This is a genomic window from Candidatus Krumholzibacteriota bacterium, from assembly GCA_034520215.1.
In the GTDB taxonomy this organism is placed as follows: domain Bacteria; phylum Krumholzibacteriota; class Krumholzibacteriia; order Krumholzibacteriales; family WJIX01; genus JAGHBT01.
The window spans coordinates 605596-630027 of the sequence record JAXHNR010000001.1 but is presented as its reverse complement, the minus strand read 5'-3'; the positions used below and the strand labels follow the sequence as shown (position 1 = coordinate 630027).

Below are 24432 nucleotides of genomic sequence, written 5' to 3'. Positions count from 1 at the left end.
TTGAATTACACCCAACAATCCCTTTTAGTTTTAACTAATATTTTGGCAAATTGTCTTTTGCATGTGTAATTGATAGTAGATCTCTAGAATGAAATGGACCTGTAAGCCAACAAATCATTCCAATCGTACTCTGAATAATATATACAATTATAAAAGAAAATGAAAATGCTACGGCGGCTTCACGTGTTAGGCCAATCCTATTGAATATAAAAATTAAAACAAGTTCACGAGTTCCCAATCCTGAAATCGATACTGGGATTAGAGCGGTAAATATCGCCGCTGATACAGTTACAATTAAAACAGAGACCGACATTTCTATCGACAGAATATTCGCGAATACTATAAACGTAAGATAATGAAGTGCCCATGCTCCAAATGTCAGTAATATTATTCCAATGATTGATGATAAACTCAAAGTTTCAAATTCGTCAAGAACCTCTGATATTATTTGATCCATCTTTGAACCCAATGTGGATGGAAGTATAAGTGATGTAAAATTTTTGGCTATTCGGAAGAGAATATCCCTCCTCCAGAAAAAAACCAAAACTGCAATAATGGTGAAAATCAAAATCAGAGTACTCACTAAAATCTGATTCTTAAAAATTCCCGGGAAAAACATAAAACTGATGTAACCAATTAGAACAAGAAAGATCAGATCAAATATCCTGTCAACAAGTGAACTAAATAGAGCCTTCCCGAACGAAAACCCTCTGTTTATAAGGTACAAACTCTTTATAAAATCTCCCACCCTTCCAGGAGTTATAACCCCAAGATATAAACCAGCGGAATAAACGGAAAATGAGCGTAGCATTGAAACACTTTTACCCTGTCCTGCTAATAAAATTTTCCACCTAAGCCCTTTTATAAATGTAAAAGTAACAAGTATTATCAAAATAATACCTACCTCAAGTGGCTTTATTTTAGTGAAAGATTTCAAGACAGCCGATAGATCAACGCGTATTAATATGTAAATAAATAGAATAATGCCCAGAACTTGAAAAATAATTCTGGTCTTTTTGCTACGAAGAGATTCTGCTATTCCATGGAATATCAATCAGAATCTCCTCTCACGCCTGATAGATGAAACCTGATCAGCGAGAATTCCCATAAAGAAAAGGATGACACTAGAGAGGATAATCAAAATACCAGTGTTAGGAGCTCTCCCGAAAGCAATTATACCGTATAGAGTAAATAAGACTCCAAGGAAGAACAACCCCAGCGAAGCCGGAACAAAAACCTTAAGTGGATTGAATAAAACAATAACCCTTATTATAAGCAGGAAGGCTTTGTATCCGTCTCTAAAGAATTTTACCGAACTCGTTCTTCCAACACGCGCTTCAGCCTCTATAGGTATGTATTTCACACCGAATCCTTCACGAAGAAATGCCAACGTAATAGTTGTTGAAAAAGAAAAACCATTGGGGCAAAAATGCATGAAACTTTTAACTGTATCTTTATAGAAAGCTCTAAACCCGGAATTCAGATCCGGGATCTTTATACCGGTAAGGAAGTTCGCGACAATAGAAAGAAGTTTCTTGCCCGGCGCTCTAATTAGAACATCCTTGCTTCTCGCGCCAACTACCATTTCGTAGTTCTCCATATGTATAAGTAATTTTTCAATATCAGCAGCATCATGCTGCCCATCTGAATCCATAATAACAATAATCTGCCCTGCGGCGTTTCTTATTCCCGTTTTTAAAGAAGCTCCATACCCTTTATTATACGGATGTGAGACTAATTTTGCTTCATGCTGAAGAACGACATCCGCCGTTCTGTCAGAGGACCCATCATTAACTACAATTACTTCCCAGCCTTTATCTGTTGCCATGGGCATAAGTCCTCCGAGAGCACGCACTAACCCATCTTCCTCATTATAAGCAGGTATTACTATTGAAATTTTCTTTGAGTTCATAAACTATTCCTGTAATTTTTAAAGTACAAACTGCGCTTACGCAATTTTTATTCCGTATATAATTGACAGCACAAAAATACCAAACTCTCCTTTTAATATCAAGAAAGACCTCTTTCTACAATATTACTCTTAACTTTTTTCTCTTTTTATTGTTACTATTCAAAAAGATGTTTATCTTAATCAAACTTCAAGGAGTAAACCCAAATGATCAAAGAAAAGATAAAACAGGCCGGGGAGATACTGAAAGAAACAGATATAGACCTCTGGCTTACATTTGTAAGAGAGACTGAATCAAACGGCGATCCGGTACTCGATCTTATCTTAGGCGAAAACTGCACATGGCATTCGGCTTTTCTTATTCCCGCCGAAGGAGAACCAACAGCGATCGTGGGCAGCCTTGATGAGGCAAGGATCAGAGGAATCGGCGGTTATAATGTAACCGGCTATAAAGAAGGAATAGGAAAAACGCTGCTCGGTGAACTGGACCGGTTATCCCCTGAAAAAATAGCGATCAACTTTTCTGAAAACGATATTATGGCTGACGGTTTAAGCCATGGAATGTTTTTAACACTTAGTAAATATTTGAAGGGAACTAAATATGAGAACCTGCTGGTAAGCTCAGAAGAGATAATTTCCAAATTAAGGGGAAGAAAAACTCCAGAGGAAATAAACAGGATTCAGGAAAATATTGATCTTACTCTCGATATATTCTCACGTGTAACCGGAATAATAAAGCCCGGTATGACAGAAAGAGAAGTAGCCGAATTTATCCTGGGCGAAGTCGAAAAGGAAGGCGTTGAAACCTCCTGGGAAAGCTCTCAGTGCCCGGCCGTTTTTACAGGGCCGGAATCAGCGGGAGCCCACGCGCAGCCCACAGACAGAGAGATCAAACCGGGACACGTGCTTAATATAGATTTCGGCACCAGAATGAAAGGATACTGCTCTGACCTTCAGCGGACCTGGTATTTCCTTCGTAAAGACGAAAAGGAAGCCCCCGAAGAAGTAATAAGAGCATTCAATACAATCCGTGATTCTATAGCGCTTGGAGCACAGAAAATAAGGCCAGGAATGGAGGGAAGAGAGATAGATTCGATTGTAAGAGAATACATCACAGAGAGGGGTTATGAGGAATTCCCTCACGCCCTGGGGCACCAGGTAGGCAGAAAAACTCATGACGGAGCGGGGCTTCTCTGCCCGGAATGGGAAAGATACGGAAACCTGCCCTATCTTAAGATCGAAGAAAACCAGATTTACACACTTGAACCGAGGATAATAATGCCCGACTACGGAGTCGCTACAATAGAAGAAATAATAGTGGTCGAAAAGGACGGGGGCAAGTTCCTTTCCGATCCCCAGAAAGAGATAATATTAATCTGACAGGGCCGTTATTTGCCTCTCCGGGTATTCTTTTTGCATGAACACCTGAATTATATGAAAGAATCAGATAATAAATATGCTGACACAGATAAAAAAGGGTTATTAAAGGGAAATTTATCGAAACTAAAAACCCTTATGATCACCGCCGGCGTAGGTTTGCTAGTTGGAAGCCAGATATATAATCCCAACAAAAGAGTTATAGAGGCCATAGCTGGTTCTATTCTTGTATTAATGCTGTGGAATTTTTCCATTCTTGCTTCTGTCTGGCTTATTCTTATAATCTACCCCTTCCCGTTTGCCATGTCGTGGGGAAATTCAACCTCCATTTTTATACTGATAATTCTGCTTATCTATCTTATCAGGGTCTCAACAGGATATTATAAATTCCATCTTGATAAAACAGTTTTCTTACCCCTTCTTTTGCTGATTCTATCATATATTTTATCATTCATAAATGTCCCTGCCGGAACGAGAATTATGCATATTGCACTTGTTAACACGGGCAATTTTCTGGCCGCGGCGATATTCATGCTTTTAATTATAAATTTTATCGATGACGAAGAAAAACTCAGAAAAACAGTAAATATAATGCTGATAACGGCATCTCTCGCGATCGTATTTTCTATCTTTGAAATGATATTCCCCGGTAAAGTTCTAGTTCCCAACTGGCTGTATACTACTCATAAAACAAGACTTATCATGAAGGGGATAAGAATGACGGGACCCTTTCATGATTTTGAACTAAATGCTGAATTCCTTGCTTTGAATTCATTTATCATTTTCTTTGTACTGATACGAGCGAGAAGAACTGCAACACGCGCTCTCCTTGGAATCCTGCTGCTGACTGATCTTCTTATGATGTTTGCCACTATAACAAGAGGCGCGTTTTTCTCTCTCGTTTTGGGAATAGTCTATCTTATGTTCCTCTCTAGAAAGGACTTAAATATAACAAAATTCGTCTATATCGTAGGGGGATTAGCTGTTGTAATTGTGGTACTTGAAGGATTTGTGGCCAATTACACAACGTCGGGTTCTCTCTTCGACAGAGTCGTTAAAACCACTTTTCAAAGAGGAATTATTCCGACAAACAGACTCGGTACCTGGGCTCCCGCGATAGAAAGAGGGATGAAACACCCGTGGTTCGGGCAAGGTCCCGGATGGGATTTTTCAACGGGATTTAACGTCGGCTTCTGGCCCCACAATCTCTATCTCTTTTACTTCAACAGCTTGGGAATATTTGGGCTGTTGGCCTTCTTATTCTTAATATATAGACTCGTAAAATCAACCTTTTCAGGTATAAAGGCTTCCATTACGCGTTCTCCTTTCCCAGAGGCCTTTATGAAGATACTTCATGTAGTTATTGTTATCTTCCTTTTCGATCAGATAAAGATTGAATACCTCAGAAACAGTACTTACACATTTTTCATCTGGTCTTTATTCGGAATAATTGTCGCAACATACAATATTATTCAAAAAAACAGGAAGGAACGGGAAAATACCGCTCCTTCCTGATATTTCATAACTTCATAACCTGAAACTACTTCACAAGAAACTTACCCTTCCTGATAATCTTCTTTCTGCCCGCGTTCAGGGTTGCCTTTTCAACAAGTCCGTCAAAGTGCCATTTGCTCTTGTTCTTTCCAAGACCATAGCTGTCGCCGATGGCAAAATGTACCGTGCCAAACGCCTTCTCAGCTTCAAGCATATTCCTGCATATTTTGGCTCCCTTATTCGTTCCTATCCCGAATTCACCGATTATATAGCCGGAAGGATCCCTGCCGATCGTTTTCACAATCTCTCTCACGCCTCTACCCTTGTAATCGACAAGCTTGCCCTTTTCAAAGATCATCGTACCTCTGCCCTTCTTGTCATCTATGAGACTTATCACCAGTTTGCCGGTAAATGTATTTTCTACCGGGCAAGTATAGCACTCCCCGGCGGGAAGGTTGCCGTGCTCTCCCATCTTTCTTATTTCCCCGTTATCATTTTCCCAACAGCGCCCCTTCACGCTGAATGTGATATCTGTTCCCAGATGGTTTGTTACATGAACTTCGGTAGAATCTTTGAGCTTTCTTATTACCTTTTTTGTTAAGGTGTTCATCTTTTGATAATCTATATTTACAAGACGCTCCATCATATTTCTGGTGATGCCGGGCATCATAATTATACGCCCCTTTTTCCCGCCATTCTCGACCATATACGCCCGGAATGGTTTCTCTTCAATCCTCGCGTCAAGCATATAGATAGTAGCATCCGCCTTACGCATCATTGATTTAAAGATTGCTGTGGGCTGGGTTATGGGCCTTAGAGTCTCTGTCATAAGATATGTCGTTACTTCCGCGTTCTTTTTATTGCCCCAATAGGCAATAGCTTCCGCTATTCTCAACTTCTTTCTGTCAGTTACGAGCAGCAAACTCTCTCCCCTTTTTAACTTAAGGCCATCGTATATTGTTTTCTTAGCGGCCTGGTAGAGCTTGTTCATTCTTTCCTCCTTATTTTACAGTGTTAAGAAAAACCATAATTCTCCGCGTTCAGGTTATTCCCTAACGCTAAATAACATCGGGGGGATTGTACCTAGAATGAAATACTATTGCAAGGGCTGAAGTATTTATAATTCACCTGGGTAAAGTAAAGAAAGAAACATTTTAATCTCTCGGAAGATCGACGGAAATTCGCCTCATTCCTAACGAGAGCAAGATGCGCCTACCTGCTTTCCCTAATCTTTCCCCGAAAAAGGCAGGGCGTTTAGATCAACATTCCCGCCCGATAAGATAATCCCAACCCGTTTGCCCGGAATACTGTTATTACTTTCCAGCATAGCCGCAAGCGCGACAGCTGCTGAAGGTTCTACGACGATCTTCATCCTCTCCCAGATAAGCCTCATTGCCCCCACTATATTCTCTTCACTGACTGTAACGATATCGCTTACATATTTCCTTATAATCGAGAACGTAAGATCGCTGAGGGATGTTAAAAGGCCGTCGGCTATTGTCTCTGGATTTTCAGATGGAATTAATTTCCCAGATTTAAAAGAACGGAACGCGTCATCCGCTCCCTTCGGTTCTGCGGCAATCACCGCTGTTTCAGGCGAAACAGCGGTAGTCGATATCGCGGAACCACTTAGAAGACCACCGCCCCCCACAGGGGTTATCAGTGCGTCAATATCCGGGACCTCTTCAAGAAACTCCAGCGCCGCTGTCCCCTGTCCGGCTATAACCTCTGAGTTATTGGATGGATGGATAAAAACAGCTCCTGTTTCATCGGCGACTTCCTTCAACACTCTTTCACGGTCTTTCAGTGTGGGCTTGCAGAAAGAGATATCAGCTCCATAGCCGGATACCGCTTTGACTTTTACTCCGGGAGCATTTTCAGGCATAACGACATAACATCCCACACCCCTCGCCCGTGCCGCGAGAGCCAGAGCGGCTCCATGATTTCCTGATGAATGTGTAGCAACTCCCTTTTCAGCCTCATCTTCTTCAAGGGAGAAAACGGCGTTTGCCGCTCCCCTTATCTTAAAAGCTCCGGATTTTTGAAAATTTTCGCACTTGAAGAAAACCTCGCGGCCGAAGAGATTATCTACCGCCTGGCATCTTAAAACAGGAGTATTATGTATATAGGGAGCTATCCTTTTAGACGCTTCTCTTATTTCATTAATTGCAGGTCTGTGCATTCCCTATTTGTAGTCCGACTTCAAAGCGCCCCAAGTTGATTTTTCAGACGGTATCTGCACATCGTGAGAATAGGCAGTGAAGCACTCCCCGCCATCTCGTATACCGTTGTAATCCTCATCTGAAAACGCCCAGATGTGAATCCCTTCGCATCCAGACCAGTTTATATCAAGGGCTATTGTATCAGAATAATTATTGCCTTCTTCTGTCGGCGTGGAAACAACCAGATCACCCGCATTATATTCATTTCCAGCTAAGACCTGTCCGTCAACCGTAATCAGCGGAGAACACCCTTCCGGCAGAATATCGTCGAACTTAACGAGGATATTCTGATAGGTTGTAGGCTCATTGGAAAAACCGTCAAGATAGAGCGTAAAAGCCGTGTTCGAAAAAACGAATCCCTCGTTCTCTCCGCTCGACGGTTCAAACCCGGACAGACCCGGCGCCTGGTAAATGCTCAGATCGATCTCGCCACTTCCAACCTCCAGCAGAACTTCCCCGCCGCGGTCATACTCGGAATCGTAGAGTGAATCACCCGGACCGACCGTATAGTATTCACTCGAATCGTAATAGTATATACAACTGATATCCGGATATACCACAAGGCAAGGATCAGCCCTCAAAGCGCCTGGAGCTGTTGTTACAACGAAAATGATAAATAATGTTAATAAGCCTCTCAAAGCTACTTTCATTTTCCCCTCCTGAATTTATGTTAAAAAATCCGCAAACATTTTATAAATTTATAAAATGTTCTTAACCAACTACATTTTACCATAGAAAATTAAAAATATCAACAACTATAATTTAAACTTATAATTTAAATTTTTATATTACATTACCTTTACGGGTAGGTATTTAATAAATATGTTTTTACACTCATACAGATCTGTACTTGCCGTTAACATAGCTTATAAACTCAATCCCATCGAGATTAAGGCTTCCATCTCCCATTATAAGTCCGCTGCCGGCGTGTTTACATACTACTTTGCCGATAAAGAGGTCATGAACACCAAGCGGTTTTATATCTAAAAGTTCACACTCGATATTTACGGGACACTCTGCCACAAGAGGCGCCTGTATCTTATCGGAGGAAACGGCTGTAAGCCCGGACCTTTCAAATTTATTACAGTCTCTGCCTGAAACCGCGCCGCATATCTTAACTTTATCAAGCAGAGAATAATCCGGCATATTAACCGTAAAGCTGCCACTCTCTTTTATAATCCTGTGGGAATATCTGCCGGGTCTTATCGCGATATTTATGACCTCGGGGTCGGAACAACCGACGCCGCACCACGCGATAGTAATAAGATTATCTCCGAGCTTATTATGTCTGGAGGCAACCAGCACTACAGGCACAGGAGCTAGAATAAACGAATTATCAAACTGTTTCTTTCCTTTTATCACTACAAATCCACCTCGCTTATATTTTGATTTCTATGTGTCAGCCGCATTTTGAATATCCGCACTCGCGGCAAACCGCGCAGCCGCTTTCATGCTCCATCACACCTCCGCACTCGGGGCAGGATCCGGCAAATAACATCGATGAGCCCCTCTTCGCCTCTTTTTCCACTGGTGTTTCATTCTCCTGAATATACCGCTCAAGAGCCTTAGCTATAGCGTCACTGCAGGATAGATTCATACCGCCCTCTTCCCAACCCGGATTGGGACAACGAATCCCCCGAAGCTGCTTGGCAATCTCCTTAGGGTCGATGCCGGCTCTAAGTGACAGAGAAATAAGACGGCTTATAGCCTCTGACTGTGAAGCCGAGCATCCGCCCGCTTTTCCCATCTGGGAGAACAGTTCGAAAGGTCCATGCTCATCGTGGTTAATCGTCACATAAAGATTACCGCAGCCGGTTGTCATCTTCCATGTGCTGCCTGTAGTAACCGCGGGTCTGGGCCTTGGTGTGAGAAGATCGCTTATATCGGCATTATGCTCATTTTCCTGCTCTTCTTTAGCCCTGTTAACAGAACCGATATTGAGAACCTGTTCTTCACGGCTGCCGTCTCGGTATATGGTAACTCCTTTACAACCCAGTTCATATGCCTTGCGGTATACCTTTTCAACATCTTGAATTTCGGCTGTTTTCGAAAAATTAACAGTCTTTGATACCGCGTTATCGGTGTATTTCTGAAATGCCGATTGAATCCTGATATGCCATTCAGGACTGATATCATGAGCTGTAACAAATATCCTCTTCCATTCCTGCGGGATACCGTCAATATTCTGAATAGAACCCTGCCTCGCGATCTTTCTCATAAGATCTTCACTGTAGAAACCCTCTCTCTTGGCTATCTCTTCAAACATCGGGTTTACTTCGATCAGTTCATCGTCATCCATTACATTCCGGATATAGGCTATGGCGAAGACAGGTTCAACACCGCTTGAACAACCGGCTATAATACTCAATGTGCCAGTCGGAGCTATCGTAGTAACCGTAGCGTTACGGACCGGTCTTCGCTTACTTTTATTGTCTTTCCCGCTCCCCGAATCGGGCATGTCATAGACACTTCCCTTGAAATTAGGAAATGCGCCCCGTTCTTCGGCAAGGTTCATGCTCTCCTTACGCCCCTCACGCTGAATGAATCCCATAACTTCCTCGGCAACCTCCAGGGCTTCTTCAGAGTTGTACGGTATGCCGAGAGCAATAAGCATATCGGCGAATCCCATTACTCCAAGGCCGATCTTTCTGTTACTCAAGGTCATATCACCTATGACCTTCAGAGGATAACGGTTTACGTCAATAACGTTATCAAGAAAACGAACAGCTTTCGCGGTCACCTCTCCAAGCTTGTCAAAATCTATTCGCGTCTTTCCTTCCATTACCTTTACCATATTAGATAGATTTATTGACCCCAGGTTACATGATTCATGTGGTAAAAGGGGCTGTTCCCCGCAGGGATTGGTGCTTTCAATATTACCCACATGAGGTGTAGGATTGTCCGCGTTTATCCTGTCGAGAAAGACTATCCCGGGTTCGCCGTTTTTCCATGCAAGCTCCACTATCAGCTTAAATACACTTCGCGCGGGTATGCTGTCTACAACATTTCCCGTATGAGGATTGATAAGGTCATAATTAAGATCTTCTTCAACCGCTTCCATAAAACGCTCCGTTGCGCCCACGGAAATATTAAAGTTGTTTAATTTCTTGTTGTTCTTTTTCGCCGTTATAAAATCAACTATATCGGGATGATCAACTCTAAGAATAGCCATATTCGCGCCGCGCCTCGTCCCGCCCTGTTTTACAGTTTCCGTAGCAGCGTCAAAAACATTCATAAAGGATATCGGGCCGCTCGAAACGCCCTTTGTCGTATTTACCACGTCATTCTTAGGCCTTATTCTAGAAAAAGAAAATCCGGTGCCTCCGCCGCTCTTGTGAATAAGCGCCGTTTGTTTTATTGTTTCAAATATACTCTGCATGGAATCATCTATTGGTAAAACAAAGCACGCTGAAAGCTGCTGCAGCTTAGCGCCGGCGTTCATCAGTGTCGGTGAATTGGGCAGAAAATCCAGCGATGCCATAATATCATAGAATTCTTCTTTCCACTTGGCCGGGCCGTCGCCACCTTTATACTTATCTTCAGCTGAGGCAATATTAGACGCTACGCGCTCAAACATCCCTCGAGGGTCTTCTTTCAACCCGCCGTCAACATCTTTTTGAAAATAACGCTTTTTTAAAACACGCAGCGCGTTTTCACCAATACGGGGTTCTTTACGGTTTTTCGACATTATAACCTCCAAAAATACAGTAGCTCGTCCAAATTATATCTATTTAATTAGTCTCAGCTGCGCAACATATTGTGGCAATAGATACATTACACCCCAGATATTGTGGAGTCAACAAAGAAAATAAAAAAAATCACAACTTGCTAAAATAACTCAAGTTAGGCTATAAAAAGATACAAGATTACAGATGATAAGATAAAAACAGCGCCCTGTTCTTAAGAAGAAAAATCATTTATTCAGAGTTTTTCAGCAATTACAATGGTAATATTATCATTGCCGCCTGCCTTGAGCGCGAGCTTTATCAATTTAGGACAAGCCTTCTGCGGTTTATTAGAACGGACAACCGACGCTATTTCTCCTTCAGTAATCTCTGAAAACAATCCATCAGAACAAAGAAGAAGAGTATCGCCGCTCCCGCAGGAGATGCCTTTAAGAAGATCTATCTCCACTTCTTTCTTTACACCCACTGATCTGGTCATAACCCTTCTTCTTGAAGAATTAGAACCTTTATATCTTGAACCGACTGAATTACCCACGGCAGAAACATAACTGTGATCCTCTGTCAGCTGTCTGATTCTATCCTTATCTATCAGGTAAGCTCTGGAGTCTCCAACATGCGCGATATTTATAGAATCCTCCATGAGAACGGCGGAGGTACAAGTTGTCCCCGCTTTTATTTCTATTCCATCTCCGACCTGCTCGAACACTCTTCTGTTTCCCGCCTTAAAAGCCGCTTTGAGGGTCTCTATTTCATCTCTTTCTTTATTTGAAAAATAGACTTCCCCCATAGTATCGACCATCGCGCGGCTTGCTCTGCCCCCCCTGAACAAACCTCCCATTCCGTCCGCTAAAACGACGAGAATTCCCCTTTGGGTTATTAATTTTTCAGTTTCCGGCTGAAATATTCCGAAGTAGTCTTCATTTTCCTCTTTGACTTTACCTTTATCGGTCGCCGCCGCCAGAATATAACTTCTTCCTCTTTTAACGAAGGTCTTCATTACGACTAAACTCCCGTTTTTATCTCCGCCAGGGCTATTGTAGGCACAATTGTTCTATCCTCTTCATCCGCTGTTAAACGGGATCCCTTGCGTCTTAAGCTCAAAACTGTTATTCTCAACAACAGGATATACATTATAGTTCATTCAGGTCAATACAATATGGCAAGATCACTGACAAATTAACGGGTGAAAAGACCGCGCGGCGTATATAGTATATCTGAATACACGGCGTCACTCATTCAATCTAATGACAGGAACGAACATTGGAAAAATTACAAATTCTCGAAAGTCTGCTTGACAATAAATCCGCCGTGGTTTTCGATTTTGATAATATAATAGTCGATTCCGAACCATATCACATGAAAGCTTATGAAAAAGCCTTCGCCTCTGAAGGACACAAAATAGACCCGGAGGAATACTGGTTAGAATGGACTTTCAAGGGAGGCGGAGCTGAAGGAGAAATCTCGAGACACAATCTCAAGTTCGATCCGGATTATATAAGAAGCAAAAAGGATCCTGTTTATTCCGGCTTCTGCAAAAATGGAAGCATTAGAATATTACCGGCCGCGTTAAGAATAATAGAGATTTTAAAGGAGAATGATTTTTCCCTCGCGATAGCCTCCGGATCTTACCAGCACGACATCCTTTCTATTATAGAAGCAAAGGGAATAGGCCATAATTTCGAGGCTGTTATAGGAAAAGATATGGTCTCTGAGACAAAGCCCCATCCAGCAACATATTTGAAGGCTTCTTCAGAACTTGGAGCGCGGCCGTACGAGTGTCTTGCTATCGAAGACGCTCAGAAAGGGATAACAAGCGCTCACGAAGCCGGGATGAAAGTAATAGCTGTAGAGACAAAAGTTACAAAAGGGTTTAATCTCGAAGAAGGCGATCTTGTTGTATCTGAACTGGAGGAACTTCAAAGATTATTGGAAAATCTATTCTCGTCAAAATGAAGATTTAACTCCTTATAAGAGAAAACCAAGCACCGCATAAAAACGCACCTATGCTTCCGCTGACGAAAAAACCATGCTGCTGCGCGGAATGATTTTAAGATCATTTCATTTTACTCTTGAGGGCTCCCCAGGTAGTAGTCTCCGCCTCAATCGGCCTACTAAAGAGAGTAGTATCGGTGGCCCCGCAGTCAACAAAAGAATTTCTAATAACTTCACCTGAAACAGAAGAGACAGAGAAAGCGGTATAATAAATAACTATGTCGCTTGGAGGATCAATATGGGAAACCTGTTTCACCTCTCCAGGGCTGCTTTCGATATTGACCAGAGACAATCCATCCGCGTAGCCTTCCGGGAATTGGTCTGTAGAGTAGCGTATTATTGTGTGATCGCCGCCGCCGGCAGTCCAGGTTAACGTCACGCTGTTAGCGTATCCCGGATCGGCAACAAGATCCTGGACTGGTAAATTAGGCTCTTCACATATTGTTTCCTGGCATGTATATAAAAAACTGCTTCCCACATAACCGCCGTGTTGCGGTGAAAAAGCATAGTGAATATTGCCGTATTTGTCAGTGGCAAAGATTCCGCCGCTGGTTGTATTCTCTTCAATATTTACCCATACTGGATCACTATCACCGGACCGCGTTATATAAACATACCCGATCAATGCGGGACCGCAAAGGGGATCCCCTTTTTCGGCCTTTATATTCATTCGGTAGTATCCAGCTTGATCCCTTTCCTTAGAGCTTTGAATTATACTGAATCCGTTCTGAGGTGAAAAAGAAGCTATAGAGTCAAACGACTCGACGGCAAATTGAATCCCTATAATTCCATCGCGCGCGTTGTAGAAATACACCGGGACTTCAACCAGTGATTCACCTTCAGGTAAAGTTCTACTGCAAATCACGTCCCCCGGCAGGTCAGACACATCACCAAAGTGAACGCAAAGTCTTACGAGATAATCGTACTTAAAATAATCGTCAGGCAGATTCAGCGAACCATAACACTGGGCATAAATGCGCCCCGCAAAAATTATCGAAAAGATAATAAATATTGAGATAAGAAATACAGTTTTCATCCGCTTCCGCATGTTGATGCTCCTTTGATGCAAGTTACCATAATAACGAAAGCAATATTATAGACTTCGTCTGGTGTTAATTATGACACAGATAGAGAGAAAAGTCAATCGGATTGGTGGTGTATTAGGGCCTTTTTATTCTTGAACCCGCAAAAAAACACCGTTTGGAAAGAATTGTAAGCATTTATAACAACATTAGTTGTAAAACAACGGAGTTGATTTTCATAATCCCATTAAATCAACATCCCCCAATGGATCTTTTTTAAGATTCCAGGGGCAATTTATACATCCGGATTTTTCCTTTTCGAAAAATAGACTATGTCAGAATGTCTTGTGTAACCCAATTTTTCAAATACCTTCATGGAATCCCCATTCCAGTTTTCGATTAAACAGGCTGTTATTTCGATGCCAAGAGTTAAAAGAATTTCTTCTACTCTCTCGACAAGCATTCTCGCGACACCCTGCTGTTGATATTCAGGCGCAACTGCAAGCCTGTTTATCCATCCCTTTCTTCCATCATGGGTTCCAAAAACAGAACCTGCCATTTTATCTCCGACGAGAGCAACAAGAAAAACAGCATTTGCCGCCTCAAGCTCACGCTCTATTCTGTCACGCCTGTCCCGGCCCACCGGTTTATAGGGTAGATTCGAGTCATTCCACAGCTTAAGGAGCGAATCATAGTCTTCTATTGAAAACTCTCTTATGATTATACTTGATGAATTAGAGGATCGATCTTTCATTTCTCATACCAGTTTGATAATCTTCCTTATCACTCCAATTATCGTAAACAATACCCTTTTATTTAATTCCCTTAAGCAGATGATTTAATCATCTAAGCTTCAAATCCATTCTATCCTGTTTTACCCTATAAGCGGAGGAGCAATGCTCCCCTTCATAATCGGGAAATCAGGCTGAACACATATTTGCTAACTGAAAATAGTTCTACTCCCAATTGTGACAAAAGAGAACTGAAACTGTCAATGAAGTTAACACTTCAGCACGCTGCATCCCAGGGAATATTGTTGACGACCTTCTTATTATTATGGTAGAAACTTACAAAGCGGCCATAAGATATTTCTTATATTTTAAATAGAAAACTTAGTGATGTAAAAAGCCCCGCGGATGAATTGTAAATATTGAAAGGATTTTATACGGAAACCGTATAAGAACCTATTTGTATTGTTAAAGTTGATTAAGCACATTGGTTAAAAGGAGATATCGCAAAGATATCTTAAGAGCATATGTTGGCGAAACAATCAAGTATCGGTTTAGGCGGAAACGGTATATACAATGTTGGACGCACACAAAGGAGGACACAAAATGACTAAATCAATCTTCCCTGAGGAAAACGGTATTCCGGCTAAATACAAGATTCTTGCGCGGATCGACCAGTGTCACTATCTCTGTGATGGAGAAATTAGAGAATGGACCGGTCCCAGACAGGAGGTCTTATCTCCGATCTGTTTATCAGGTCCGAATGAAACCGTACAGAAAACCATAGGTAGTTACCCACTCCTGGACGAGCAGAGTTCTCTAGAGACTTTAGATGCTGCTTGTACAGCGTATGGTCAAGGACGCGGAACATGGCCAACAATGTCTGTTGAGGAACGTATCGGGCACGTGGAGTCATTCATCTACCGCATGAAAGAAAAACGTGATGAAGTCGTGAGACTTCTGATGTGGGAAATTGCTAAAACGCTTCCAGACGCAGAGAAGGAATTTGACAGAACTGTCGATTACATTCGAGACACCATTTATGCGTTGAAAGATCTGGATCGGATATCATCGCGTTTTACCATTGAACAGGGAGTGATTGGGCAGATTCGCCGAGCTCCGCTGGGGGTGGTTCTCTGCATGGGGCCGTTTAACTATCCGCTCAACGAAACTTTTACCACTTTAATTCCCGCGCTAATCATGGGCAACACGGTGATCTTCAAGCCGCCAAAACTAGGCGTGTTATTACATCAACCACTTCTTGAGGCGTTTCGAGATTCCTTCCCGAAAGGAGTTGTCAACACGGTTTACGGAGAAGGGCAGAAAGTCATCGGTCCACTGATGAAGTCCGGAAAAATAGATGTACTGGCATTCATTGGCAGTAGCCGGGTTGCTGATATCCTGAAGCAACAGCACCCAAAACCCCATCGTCTGAGGTGCGTTCTTGGGTTGGAAGCCAAGAATGCGGGCATTGTCCTCAAGGATGCAGATTTGGAATACACCGTAAAAGAATGCGTTCTCGGAGCGCTCTCGTACAACGGCCAAAGATGTACAGCTCTCAAGATACTGTTTGTTCATCGAGATATCGTGAATGACTTCCTCGCGCGGGTCGCAGATGCTGTCAGAAAACTCAAGGGAGGGATGCCGTGGGAGACAGGGGTCTCCATAACTCCGTTGCCGGAGCCAGACAAGACAGGTTATATGACAGAACTAATCGAAGACGCCTGTGCCAAAGGAGCGAGTGTGATAAATGAGAGCGAAAGGCGCATCGACCATACCTTCATGTCGCCCGCAATCGTGTATCCTGTCAAACCTGGAATGAGACTCTATTCAGAGGAACAGTTTGGTCCGGTTGTCCCAATTGCGGTTTTTGATGACATTTCGGAACCCATGAACTACATCATACAATCGAATTACGGACAGCAGGTCAGTTTGTTCGGGAGCAATCCGGTGACAATTGCTAACCTGATTGATCCTCTTGTTAATCAAGTTTGCCGGGTCAATATCAACAGCCAGTGTCAGCGTGGGCCAGATACATTTCCATTCACTGGTCGAAAAGATTCTGCTGAAGGCACACTCTCTGTATCGGATGCTTTGAAGGTATTTACGATCCGGACCCTTGTTGCAGCCAAAGAGACGCATACAAACCAACAAATCATAACATCGATTGTCAAAGAAAGAAGCTCACGGTTTCTTTCAACAGATTTTATCTTGTAAATTGGAAAGTTCGTCCAACAAGCGGGATGCAGGCGACGCTTGACAGCGCGCCTGATCCGCGCCGATCAATGGCATTGCCATCTTATTAAAAGGAGTATGTAATGAAAGAATCAGAAATACCTGAAGTTCGAAAGTCAGCCGAAGATTTATTTGCGTCCGGCTTATTCTGCGCAGAGAGTGTCGTCCTCGCCATCGCAAAGGCCCAAGGAGTCGATTCCGAGTTTCTTCCCAGAGCAGCGACTGCTTTCTGTAGCGGTATGTCACGCACATGCGGGATTTGCGGTGCTCTCACCGGCGCGGTCATGGGGGTAAGCTTATCATTTGGCCGCTCGAGCGAAAAGGATTCAGCTCAGCCTTCATACACCGCGGCTCAGCAACTCATTGCTGGCTTTGAAAAAGAATTTGGCAGCCGCGATTGTAAGGTGTTGTTGGGTGGCTGTGATCTGAGCACGCCTGAAGGACAAACCATGTTCAAAGAACAGAAGCTTGGCCGGCGATGTTTGCAGATAACCGGCAAGGCGGCTGAAATTGCAGCTAGTGTTATAGCCGGAAATAATGGCTAACCCCGGCTTTCACCCGGACGGGAACTCCGCTACGCCGCGTTTCCGCTGGTGAAGGCAACGATTGCGCGGCCGTTTCGCGATCAGAAGTGTTGAAGATATTTATGATTGAAGAATATCTAGATAATAGTATTATTAAAGTTGTTGGCCATGGAGCGCCGCGCCAACAGAGCTCGCGGGTTTCCATACGGATTCTGTCAGCCGCTCTGCCAGCCATCATGTGGATGCAGCGGTCGGCAGAGCTCGCTGCCTTCCGGCGCTGATCCGCAGTCCGTTAGGCCCATAATTGGAGGACAAGATGAAACGACTAATATCACGAATACTACCGGCTTCACTCAAGCATAAGATTAGACAATCATCTTTCTCAAAACATAGACAAGCCAACCAGTTAGCATCATCTTCAAAACGAATAGATATATGTGCTGCTCAGTTTGCACACATTCTTCATTTGTCGAAGTATCCTTCTCTTGAAGGTAAGGTATGCGCGGAAATCGGAGCAGGCTGGGTTCTGAGTCATACGCTTGTATGTTACTTGCTGGGGGCAAAAAGAATAATTGCGACGGATATAAAACCTAATGCATATCCCGAGAGTTTATCATTATCACTAAAAGGAGCCATCAGCTCTATCCCCCGCGATATTCTAGCACCATTCTCTGACCATTCTCTCATCAGAGAACGTTATAATAGGCTGCTATCGGTTACACGCTTTGACCTCGACAAACTCAAAGATTTTGGAATTGAGTACAAAAGCCCAGTAGATTTAGCTGTAGAAAAGCTGAATACATCCGTTGATTTTATCTACTCCAATGCAGTATTAGAACATGTCCCTAGTGACGACGTTTCGGCATTACTAAACAATCTTGTGAACAGCCTCAATCCAGACGGCAGGATGATTCACTGTATTCATCTGGAGGATCACAAAGATATAAACGGATATCCCTTCGAATTTCTAACCATTCCAAGGATTGAATACACACGAAAACTCCAATCTGATCGAGGCAATAGAATTAGGCTCAGTGAATGGCAAAATCTTTTTGGTAATCTAACAGGCTGGAAATCTGACTTCATCTACAGATATTCTCGGATAGACGAACCTCTTCCCGACTCAATCGATCCATCCATTTCCTATTCTGATGAAGCTGATTTACGCACCAGTCATATTGGGGTGTACACTCGAAAAGAATAATAGAGCCCAACAAGGTGCTGCACCGGATGGTAGTTCCGCTGCGCTCTATTACCGCCGGTGAGCTTGAACGATGGCGCGGGCGCCCGGCTGAAGCATCACACGTTAGCCCTCTACAATATAAACACTATTATTCAACCAATCCCAAATTCTTTTTTCAAATTTGATTCTGGCGGCAATCTGCATCCCCATCGTCTTCAATCTGAATTGTAGTATGGCTGATTTTGTACTTGTGCTGCAAATCGTGGCTGATTTTTTCAATAAGTTTATTTCTTGCGCATTGATCAACAATGACGGCATGCACCGTTAGCGCCGTTTCGGTGGTGCTCATGGCCCAGATGTGCAAATCATGATATCTTTTTATCTCCGGCAGTTCTGTCAGATATTGCTCAACAGCGCTTTTGTCGATATGCTGCGGTACCGCGTCCAGCGAAAGACTTACCGAGTCCTTGAGCAAACCCCAGGTTCCCCAAAAAATAACCAGCGCGATAACGATACTGACAACCGGGTCTAACCAATACAAGTTGGTAAAAGTAAGAACAAGTCCGACAATTACGACGCCCAATGAAATTCCGGCGTCCGCGGCCATGTGCAGAAAGGCGCCTTTTATATTCAGGTCTTTTTTTCGGCCCGAAAAGAACAGAAAGGCCGTGGCCGCATTGATCAGAACGCCGATGCCGGCCACGATCATCATAATTTCGCCGTCAATGGCAGCCGGCTGGGAAAAGCGCCCAATCGCCTCACGGATGATAACGCCAATAGCAACAAGCAATATAAGCGCATTCAAGAAAGCAGCCAATACGGATGACTTTTTATATCCGTATGTATATTTTTCCGTAGCTGATTTTTTGACCAGGCAACTTGCCGCCCATGCTATTACGAGTCCTAGAACATCGCTTAAATTATGACCGGCATCCGCAATAAGAGCGAGCGAATCGATCATGATGCCGTAAAAGACTTCTAAACCAATATAAACGACGTTTAAAAGAATCCCGAAAACAAAGGCTCTGCCGAAATCCTTTGCTCCGGGTTGAGAGTGATTATTTGTGTGATCGTGCGCCATGGGTTACCTTTATACTTTTTCGATTACTCTCTTCAGTCTGTCTTGAATAGTTTGGGCAACTTCGCCCATTGCAGGGTTATCGACAGCCTGCATGCTTGCCACCGGATCCACGGCCGCCACAACCGCCTGTCCACTCTCGTTCTCATACACAATCACATTGCACGGCAGCATCAAGCCGATCTGTTCTTCTGCCTGAAGCGCCTTATAAGCCAAACGCGGATTGCAGGCGCCCAGAATCTTATAGGGCTTAAAATCCACATCCAGCTTTTCCTTCAGCTTTGCTTTGAAATCGACTTCAGATACAATACCAAAGCCTTCCTTTTTTAATTCTTCAGTTACTTTTTCAATTGCCTCTTCATAAGACAGGTCAACAATTTTAGTGAAGCTATAATCTGTTTGCTTCATGACAAATTCCTCCTCTTTTAATTTTATCTCGCTAATTTTATTATACGAAAAGGGGGCCCTGATTAAAAAGGTAAAAACAATTTCGCCGATGATCAAGTCAGGAACTTTTCAAGTGAAGCGCGCTGACAAGAATTCCAGCCAGAATAACACCGGCGTTTACAATGATATCGTTGGAAGTAAATATCATGCCGGCTTTTTTATGCGCCTCTTCACTGTTTGCCTTTTGCGGCAAATAAAGACAAACAAGATTAGCGACTAAGGCGAATACGGAAACGATAATCATTGTCTTGAAATCAGACACGTTTTCGAATCCAAGGAATCTGCATCATAGTTTTTTTAAAGAATTATGAAATAGTGATTGATCCTAAAATACAAGAAAGAGAAATTTTCTCGTTTATAATGACACATGTCAACAGCTTCTTTTTAAACTTTGTGGGAAAATCCTTTAATATTGATAGATAAGTTCGTTATAAACTGCCTTTTGACTTATTGACTATTTACATGACAGTTATTAAATTACAGAACCGTGGACTTATATAAACATTTGTGAACAGGATAGATTGGCCAAATCGGACATTACACCCCCTCTTGGGATTGAGAAAATAAATGGAATTCAAAGTATTCGACCGTAAATCTCTTGACGTAAAAATGTGGGACAAACTTGCCTTAAACGGAAGCTTCTTCCACACCAGGCAATGGGCCGACATATGTTCTTTTGGCCTGGGAAGAAAAGCTCACTCTGTTTTTCTGACTGGAATCGAGGATGGTAAATTTATAATAGGAATGCCGGCTGTAATTACAAGAAAGTTAGGGTTTAAATCATTCTATTCAATGCCCTACGGCACGTACGGAGAAGTAATTCTAAGGAAAGGAACAGACGAAACCCAGCGGGATTTATTTAACGCGTATCTTATAGAATACTTGAAAAACAAGCGATTTTCACGGATAGCAATTACAGACTTCGAGGGTAAACTCGCGAAAATCAGCGAGCCGTTCCTGAGTTCTCGCCAGGTTTTTACACATATAATAAAGATACCCGGAAACGGAAAACATAACCCTCCCGACAAAAAAATCAACGGTCACGTTAGAGCGGGACTTAAAGCCGATACGACCGAAATTACCATAAGTCACAAGGGGCATCTTGATGACTTCTACAAACTTTATCTTATGACGGGAAAACGGCATGAACAGAGAAAGCCCCTTTACAGCAAACGGTTCTTTCGAGCCATTCTTGACGTTCTGGATGAATCGGACATGATTTACTGGAACGCTCTTACACAAAACCATACGATGATTGGATCGTGCGTAAACTTTATTCATAATGACACCCTTTTCAACTGGCAAACCGTATCCGATTATTCCAAAAGGCATTTAAAACCAAACCATGTTCTGCTGACCAGCGCAATTAATCTCGCGATAAACAAGGGGATCAGTAAGATTAATCTCGGCGCCTCTCCAGCATACGCGCACAGTCTAATCGACTACAAGGAACGCTGGGGGGGGATTCGAGTAAACTACGACATCTACGTCTCGGATTCATGGATCAGAAAATTATTCAGAGGATAACACGCCAGCAGCGATTTTCACTGACAATACGTTCGCTAAACTAAACAACTATTATCAATTTGACATGTAACAGACATTCTATAAACCCCTCATCGGTTCATTTCTTAAATAGATCTGAGGGTTTTCCAGTGCGCAATCAATGGTCTCTATCAATTCTTTCTTGTTTTTCTTTAGAACACCTTTAAGAGAAAGATAGTTTGAAACGTGATTGCTCCTGAATATACACCTGTCAACATCCAGCCCGCCTATCAAAGTTCTGAGTTCTCGAATATCATCCACGGGAGAATTAAATTCAAAGCCGTCTCCCATCTGTCTTTCGTACTGACTGCTGTGTTGTCCGAGCATCAAAGTAAGAACCGATAAATAACGGGGGTTTATCCTTGAGACGAGGGTTGATGTTTCTTCCGCGTGCCTTAGGCTTCCTTTCTTCCCCGCGAGACCGAGGATAACTGTAGCAGAAAGTTTTATCCCCGCTGAAGCGGCTTTTCCGCAGCCCTCCTCGATCTCTTCCGGACCGGCTCCCTTGTCTATCTTGCGCAAAAGGTCTGCGTCTCCAGTTTCAATCCCATAATATATTATTGTAAGTTTTCTATCTCTTAATCTTTTCATCCCTTTGACAGACTTCTTTATGAGATTATCTGGACTGGCGTAGCAGCTGACACGGTTAAGCCGGGGGAACGATTCGTTCAGATAGTCCAATATCTGTTCTAAACGCTCCCGGCTCAAAACAAAAGCGTCTCCATCGGCTAAGAAAACCCTTCGCGTATCCGGTAGTAAACGCGAGGACTGGTCAATATCCCTTTTTAAATCCTCCCATTTCCTGACTCTGAATCTCTTACCTCTGTACATATAGCAAAAAAGGCACCGGTTGTGAGAACATCCAATTGTTGCCTGCAGTATCAAAGAATTTGCTTCGCTCGGAGGGCGCCAGAGCGGTTTATCATAAAAGACCATGTAAATTTTCCTTTTTGAAGGTTTTCGTCGGGCGGCCCGACTCTTTCTGTTAAAATGTTAATCAATTGACAGTTAATTGTTTAATAATATTATAAAATCTGCTAAACTCAAGGATACTCGTGATGATAGTCCACTACAATATTGAATAAAAGTTTTTTCCCTTAAAAACGGGGAATAATGCCATATTACCGGCTTAAGGGGTTTAGCCAACGGAGATTTAATGATTTACGGAATAGGCACTGACATTACATCTATTTCAAGAATTAAGAGAATAATCAGAAGGTACGGCAGACGTTTTCTTACAAGAATATACACTGAGGGAGAAATTGAAAAAGGGATGAAGCGCAAAGATAACTCGTCATTCTTTGCCGGCAGGTTCGCGGCGCGTGAAGCCTTTCTCAAAGCCATGGGTTCAGGGCTTATGCGGGGAATTACAATAAAGGGAATCTCAATTTCTAACAACGAGAATGGAAAACCGTACTTTGATCTATCGCCGGAGATTGAAATGATTCTAAAGAAAAAAAATATTTCCACTATACACCTTAGTATCTCTCACGACGCTGACATTGCCCAGGCAGTAGTAGTAATGGAAGGGGGTCAATATTGAAAAAGATTTCAAAATACACTATTGGAAAAAGCGGCAAACTTCTCATAGAATCGATTCTTCTCCGTGAAGGTCTGAATTGCCGAGAGGGCGATGAAGCAACCGATCTTGTTATAAACTTTTCAAGACCAAAACGGGAATATCTTATTTCAACCACGACAAATTTGAAACCGAAGAAAGCCGGCGGCAAGGGCAAATACGCCCTCGACTGGTGGATTTCGACAGAATGTAAAGCGGATTTTGTCGCCTGTGCTGATTTGAGCACCCTCAGAGCCTGGCTTTTCAAGATCTATGAGATTCCCGGGCTGGCCCAGCAGCGAACCTCAAATAAGTATCATCTCTACATGTACACTTCAAGAAAAGTTGCTCTGAGAGGAAAACAGGAAATGAAATTTGACTACGAATTTGGAAGTTACAGACTACAGAACAGAATTCACAGAAGAGTGTTCGCTAAGAAATAGAATGGTATTTAAGAATAATTTCGGGTGGTCGATTTCGCGTGAAGCCCTTTTCGATTCATGCAGAAGAGCTTATTATTTTCATTACTATCTAAGCTGGGGCGGATGGAACCCGGACGCGCCTGTAATTTCCCGCGAAGCGTACAAACTAAAACGTCTCGTATCTCTCCCCCTCTGGCGCGGTCAGCTGATTCACTATATAGCTTCAAAAATCCTTCAGTCCACACGGGCTAAAAAGAGGATCCCGGCTGAAGATGACGTTATTAATTATACTGTTGAATCCTTTGAAAAACAGTTCAACTTTTCTAAAGATAAAAAATACCTGCGTGAACCTAAAAAAAAGCGGGGTAAATTAAATACTAACTGGTTGGCACTCCGCGACCATGAGTACGGAATTGACATACCGGCTGAGAAGCTGAAAAAAACTCACGATGAATGTATTGAAGCCGTAAGAGCGCTCCTTTCAAGCTCCATTCTTGAGAGAATTTCAAGAACCGACCCGTCCGAATGGGTAATCGAGGATATCGACTTTTCCGAGTTCGCCCAGTCTTTCCAATTCGAAAAAGCTAAAATATTTCTGAAAACCGATTTTATCTTTCGGGGTTGTGACAACAGATTCAACATCGTCGACTGGAAAACATACAGCGGTAAATCATCTTCCGTTAATATAAAAACAGGTAAAGCCCGTGATCAGCTGAATATATACGGATATTACGCCGCCGCTATACTAGGTGAGCCGGCCGAAAATATAAGTATGCATGAGGTAAATCTACTTGATGAAGCAGCAGAGCAAACCTACACAATAAGTAACGAAAGTATTGCCGCCGCGCGCGGGCGCCTTAAAAAAGGGATAAGAAAATTATCCTCCGTACTTAAAGATAGCGATATTGAAGAAAATATTCCTATCGAATATCGATACTTTCCTTCGAACAGAAGCAATAAATGCGCACGCTGTAATTTCCTTAGAATATGTGATAAATAACCTTTTATGA

Annotated in this window: 23 protein-coding genes and 1 pseudogene; 10 read left to right on the top strand and 14 right to left on the bottom strand. The window is 42.7% G+C overall.

The window, feature by feature from the left end; translation table 11 throughout:
* Nucleotides 1-34 precede the first annotated feature (34 nt).
* Complete coding sequence (locus U5O15_02645; protein ID MDZ7859563.1) at nucleotides 35-1054, bottom strand: lysylphosphatidylglycerol synthase transmembrane domain-containing protein; 1020 nt, start codon at nucleotides 1052-1054, stop codon at nucleotides 35-37.
* Entirely contained in the window at nucleotides 1055-1912 is an 858-nt protein-coding gene (locus tag U5O15_02640; protein ID MDZ7859562.1) for a glycosyltransferase family 2 protein, read from the bottom strand.
* Nucleotides 1913-2116: 204 nt separating this feature from the next.
* Between U5O15_02640 and U5O15_02635 the strand changes: the two genes are divergently transcribed.
* The gene (locus U5O15_02635; protein MDZ7859561.1) at nucleotides 2117-3289 is read left to right on the top strand and encodes a Xaa-Pro peptidase family protein; all 1173 of its coding nucleotides are present in this window, start codon (nucleotides 2117-2119) and stop codon (nucleotides 3287-3289) included.
* 54 nt (nucleotides 3290-3343) lie between these two features.
* Nucleotides 3344-4801, top strand: a complete 1458-nt coding sequence (locus U5O15_02630) for an O-antigen ligase family protein (GenBank protein ID MDZ7859560.1) — start codon at nucleotides 3344-3346, stop codon at nucleotides 4799-4801.
* Nucleotides 4802-4826: 25 nt separating this feature from the next.
* Here the strand turns inward: U5O15_02630 and U5O15_02625 are convergent, their stop codons facing one another.
* The 6 genes from U5O15_02625 to U5O15_02600 form a co-directional block, all read right to left on the bottom strand.
* Entirely contained in the window at nucleotides 4827-5771 is a 945-nt protein-coding gene (locus tag U5O15_02625; GenBank protein MDZ7859559.1) for an aminopeptidase, read from the bottom strand.
* Between the two features lie 234 nt (nucleotides 5772-6005).
* Nucleotides 6006-6962 carry a pyridoxal-phosphate dependent enzyme gene (locus U5O15_02620; GenBank protein MDZ7859558.1) on the bottom strand — a complete coding sequence of 319 codons (957 nt, stop codon included), beginning with the start codon at nucleotides 6960-6962 and terminating at the stop codon, nucleotides 6006-6008.
* A 3-nt stretch (nucleotides 6963-6965) separates the two neighbouring features.
* On the bottom strand, nucleotides 6966-7652 hold the full coding sequence (locus U5O15_02615) for a hypothetical protein (GenBank protein ID MDZ7859557.1): 687 nt from the start codon (nucleotides 7650-7652) through the stop codon (nucleotides 6966-6968).
* A 184-nt stretch (nucleotides 7653-7836) separates the two neighbouring features.
* The gene (locus U5O15_02610) at nucleotides 7837-8364 is read right to left on the bottom strand and encodes a flavin reductase family protein (protein MDZ7859556.1); all 528 of its coding nucleotides are present in this window, start codon (nucleotides 8362-8364) and stop codon (nucleotides 7837-7839) included.
* A gap of 37 nt (nucleotides 8365-8401) precedes the next feature.
* The gene (locus U5O15_02605) at nucleotides 8402-10690 is read right to left on the bottom strand and encodes a vitamin B12-dependent ribonucleotide reductase (protein MDZ7859555.1); all 2289 of its coding nucleotides are present in this window, start codon (nucleotides 10688-10690) and stop codon (nucleotides 8402-8404) included.
* Nucleotides 10691-10923: 233 nt separating this feature from the next.
* A complete protein-coding gene (locus U5O15_02600) occupies nucleotides 10924-11685 on the bottom strand; it encodes a protein phosphatase 2C domain-containing protein (protein MDZ7859554.1) in 762 nt (253 codons plus the stop codon).
* A gap of 263 nt (nucleotides 11686-11948) precedes the next feature.
* On the opposite strand from U5O15_02600, the gene U5O15_02595 reads away from it, so the two are divergent.
* Nucleotides 11949-12641, top strand: a complete 693-nt coding sequence (locus U5O15_02595) for an HAD family phosphatase (GenBank protein ID MDZ7859553.1) — start codon at nucleotides 11949-11951, stop codon at nucleotides 12639-12641.
* A 100-nt stretch (nucleotides 12642-12741) separates the two neighbouring features.
* Here U5O15_02595 and U5O15_02590 read toward each other — a convergent pair whose 3' ends face one another.
* Both U5O15_02590 and U5O15_02585 read right to left on the bottom strand, forming a co-directional pair.
* Nucleotides 12742-13716, bottom strand: coding sequence for a hypothetical protein (locus tag U5O15_02590; GenBank protein ID MDZ7859552.1), 975 nt, complete (start codon nucleotides 13714-13716; stop codon nucleotides 12742-12744).
* A gap of 281 nt (nucleotides 13717-13997) precedes the next feature.
* Complete coding sequence (locus U5O15_02585; protein MDZ7859551.1) at nucleotides 13998-14456, bottom strand: GNAT family N-acetyltransferase; 459 nt, start codon at nucleotides 14454-14456, stop codon at nucleotides 13998-14000.
* 580 nt (nucleotides 14457-15036) lie between these two features.
* Between U5O15_02585 and U5O15_02580 the strand changes: the two genes are divergently transcribed.
* The 3 genes from U5O15_02580 (at nucleotide 15037) to U5O15_02570 (ending at nucleotide 18393) form a co-directional block, all read left to right on the top strand.
* A complete protein-coding gene (locus U5O15_02580) occupies nucleotides 15037-16647 on the top strand; it encodes an NADP-dependent glyceraldehyde-3-phosphate dehydrogenase (protein MDZ7859550.1) in 1611 nt (536 codons plus the stop codon).
* Between the two features lie 101 nt (nucleotides 16648-16748).
* A complete protein-coding gene (locus tag U5O15_02575) occupies nucleotides 16749-17210 on the top strand; it encodes a C-GCAxxG-C-C family protein (GenBank protein MDZ7859549.1) in 462 nt (153 codons plus the stop codon).
* 295 nt (nucleotides 17211-17505) lie between these two features.
* A complete protein-coding gene (locus tag U5O15_02570) occupies nucleotides 17506-18393 on the top strand; it encodes a methyltransferase domain-containing protein (GenBank protein ID MDZ7859548.1) in 888 nt (295 codons plus the stop codon).
* Nucleotides 18394-18547: 154 nt separating this feature from the next.
* Here the strand turns inward: U5O15_02570 and U5O15_02565 are convergent, their stop codons facing one another.
* The 3 genes and pseudogenes from U5O15_02565 to U5O15_02555 all read right to left on the bottom strand — a co-directional run bounded on the left by U5O15_02565 (nucleotide 18548) and on the right by U5O15_02555 (nucleotide 20180).
* On the bottom strand, nucleotides 18548-19453 hold the full coding sequence (locus U5O15_02565) for a cation diffusion facilitator family transporter (GenBank protein ID MDZ7859547.1): 906 nt from the start codon (nucleotides 19451-19453) through the stop codon (nucleotides 18548-18550).
* Nucleotides 19454-19462: 9 nt separating this feature from the next.
* Entirely contained in the window at nucleotides 19463-19858 is a 396-nt protein-coding gene (locus tag U5O15_02560; protein MDZ7859546.1) for a DUF302 domain-containing protein, read from the bottom strand.
* A 72-nt stretch (nucleotides 19859-19930) separates the two neighbouring features.
* Nucleotides 19931-20180 (bottom strand): annotated as a pseudogene (locus U5O15_02555) (cation transporter).
* A gap of 284 nt (nucleotides 20181-20464) precedes the next feature.
* Here U5O15_02555 and U5O15_02550 point away from each other — a divergent pair.
* Nucleotides 20465-21424: a GNAT family N-acetyltransferase gene (locus U5O15_02550; protein ID MDZ7859545.1), complete on the top strand. Its 960-nt coding sequence runs from the start codon at nucleotides 20465-20467 to the stop codon at nucleotides 21422-21424.
* 78 nt (nucleotides 21425-21502) lie between these two features.
* On the opposite strand, the gene U5O15_02545 is transcribed toward U5O15_02550, so the two are convergent.
* Nucleotides 21503-22378 carry a radical SAM protein gene (locus tag U5O15_02545; protein MDZ7859544.1) on the bottom strand — a complete coding sequence of 292 codons (876 nt, stop codon included), beginning with the start codon at nucleotides 22376-22378 and terminating at the stop codon, nucleotides 21503-21505.
* A gap of 220 nt (nucleotides 22379-22598) precedes the next feature.
* Here U5O15_02545 and acpS point away from each other — a divergent pair, with 220 nt between their 5' ends.
* The 3 genes from acpS to U5O15_02530 are packed head-to-tail and all read left to right on the top strand — an operon-like array spanning nucleotide 22599 to nucleotide 24422.
* Complete coding sequence (gene acpS, locus U5O15_02540; protein MDZ7859543.1) at nucleotides 22599-22985, top strand: holo-ACP synthase; 387 nt, start codon at nucleotides 22599-22601, stop codon at nucleotides 22983-22985.
* Nucleotides 22982-23443 carry a hypothetical protein gene (locus tag U5O15_02535; protein MDZ7859542.1) on the top strand — a complete coding sequence of 154 codons (462 nt, stop codon included), beginning with the start codon at nucleotides 22982-22984 and terminating at the stop codon, nucleotides 23441-23443. Before acpS ends, U5O15_02535 begins: the two co-directional genes overlap by 4 nt.
* Nucleotides 23376-24422: a PD-(D/E)XK nuclease family protein gene (locus tag U5O15_02530; protein ID MDZ7859541.1), complete on the top strand. Its 1047-nt coding sequence runs from the start codon at nucleotides 23376-23378 to the stop codon at nucleotides 24420-24422. The genes U5O15_02535 and U5O15_02530 overlap by 68 nt, the downstream gene beginning before the upstream one ends.
* Nucleotides 24423-24432 lie beyond the last annotated feature (10 nt).

What these genes read in the sequence shown, in the direction of transcription:
- U5O15_02640 (MDZ7859562.1), bottom strand. Translation starts at nt 1,912, where the DNA reads ATGAACTCAAAGAAAATTTCAATAGTAATACCTGCTTATAATGAGGAA.
- U5O15_02635 (MDZ7859561.1), top strand. Translation starts at nt 2,117, where the DNA reads ATGATCAAAGAAAAGATAAAACAGGCCGGGGAGATACTGAAAGAAACA.
- U5O15_02630 (MDZ7859560.1), top strand. Translation starts at nt 3,344, where the DNA reads ATGAAAGAATCAGATAATAAATATGCTGACACAGATAAAAAAGGGTTA.
- U5O15_02625 (MDZ7859559.1), bottom strand. Translation starts at nt 5,771, where the DNA reads ATGAACAAGCTCTACCAGGCCGCTAAGAAAACAATATACGATGGCCTT.
- U5O15_02620 (MDZ7859558.1), bottom strand. Translation starts at nt 6,962, where the DNA reads ATGCACAGACCTGCAATTAATGAAATAAGAGAAGCGTCTAAAAGGATA.
- U5O15_02615 (MDZ7859557.1), bottom strand. Translation starts at nt 7,652, where the DNA reads ATGAAAGTAGCTTTGAGAGGCTTATTAACATTATTTATCATTTTCGTT.
- U5O15_02605 (MDZ7859555.1), bottom strand. Translation starts at nt 10,690, where the DNA reads ATGTCGAAAAACCGTAAAGAACCCCGTATTGGTGAAAACGCGCTGCGT.
- U5O15_02600 (MDZ7859554.1), bottom strand. Translation starts at nt 11,685, where the DNA reads ATGAAGACCTTCGTTAAAAGAGGAAGAAGTTATATTCTGGCGGCGGCG.
- U5O15_02590 (MDZ7859552.1), bottom strand. Translation starts at nt 13,716, where the DNA reads ATGAAAACTGTATTTCTTATCTCAATATTTATTATCTTTTCGATAATT.
- U5O15_02585 (MDZ7859551.1), bottom strand. Translation starts at nt 14,456, where the DNA reads ATGAAAGATCGATCCTCTAATTCATCAAGTATAATCATAAGAGAGTTT.
- U5O15_02580 (MDZ7859550.1), top strand. Translation starts at nt 15,037, where the DNA reads ATGACTAAATCAATCTTCCCTGAGGAAAACGGTATTCCGGCTAAATAC.
- U5O15_02575 (MDZ7859549.1), top strand. Translation starts at nt 16,749, where the DNA reads ATGAAAGAATCAGAAATACCTGAAGTTCGAAAGTCAGCCGAAGATTTA.
- U5O15_02570 (MDZ7859548.1), top strand. Translation starts at nt 17,506, where the DNA reads ATGAAACGACTAATATCACGAATACTACCGGCTTCACTCAAGCATAAG.
- U5O15_02565 (MDZ7859547.1), bottom strand. Translation starts at nt 19,453, where the DNA reads ATGGCGCACGATCACACAAATAATCACTCTCAACCCGGAGCAAAGGAT.
- U5O15_02560 (MDZ7859546.1), bottom strand. Translation starts at nt 19,858, where the DNA reads ATGAAGCAAACAGATTATAGCTTCACTAAAATTGTTGACCTGTCTTAT.
- U5O15_02550 (MDZ7859545.1), top strand. Translation starts at nt 20,465, where the DNA reads ATGGAATTCAAAGTATTCGACCGTAAATCTCTTGACGTAAAAATGTGG.
- U5O15_02545 (MDZ7859544.1), bottom strand. Translation starts at nt 22,378, where the DNA reads ATGGTCTTTTATGATAAACCGCTCTGGCGCCCTCCGAGCGAAGCAAAT.
- acpS (MDZ7859543.1), top strand. Translation starts at nt 22,599, where the DNA reads ATGATTTACGGAATAGGCACTGACATTACATCTATTTCAAGAATTAAG.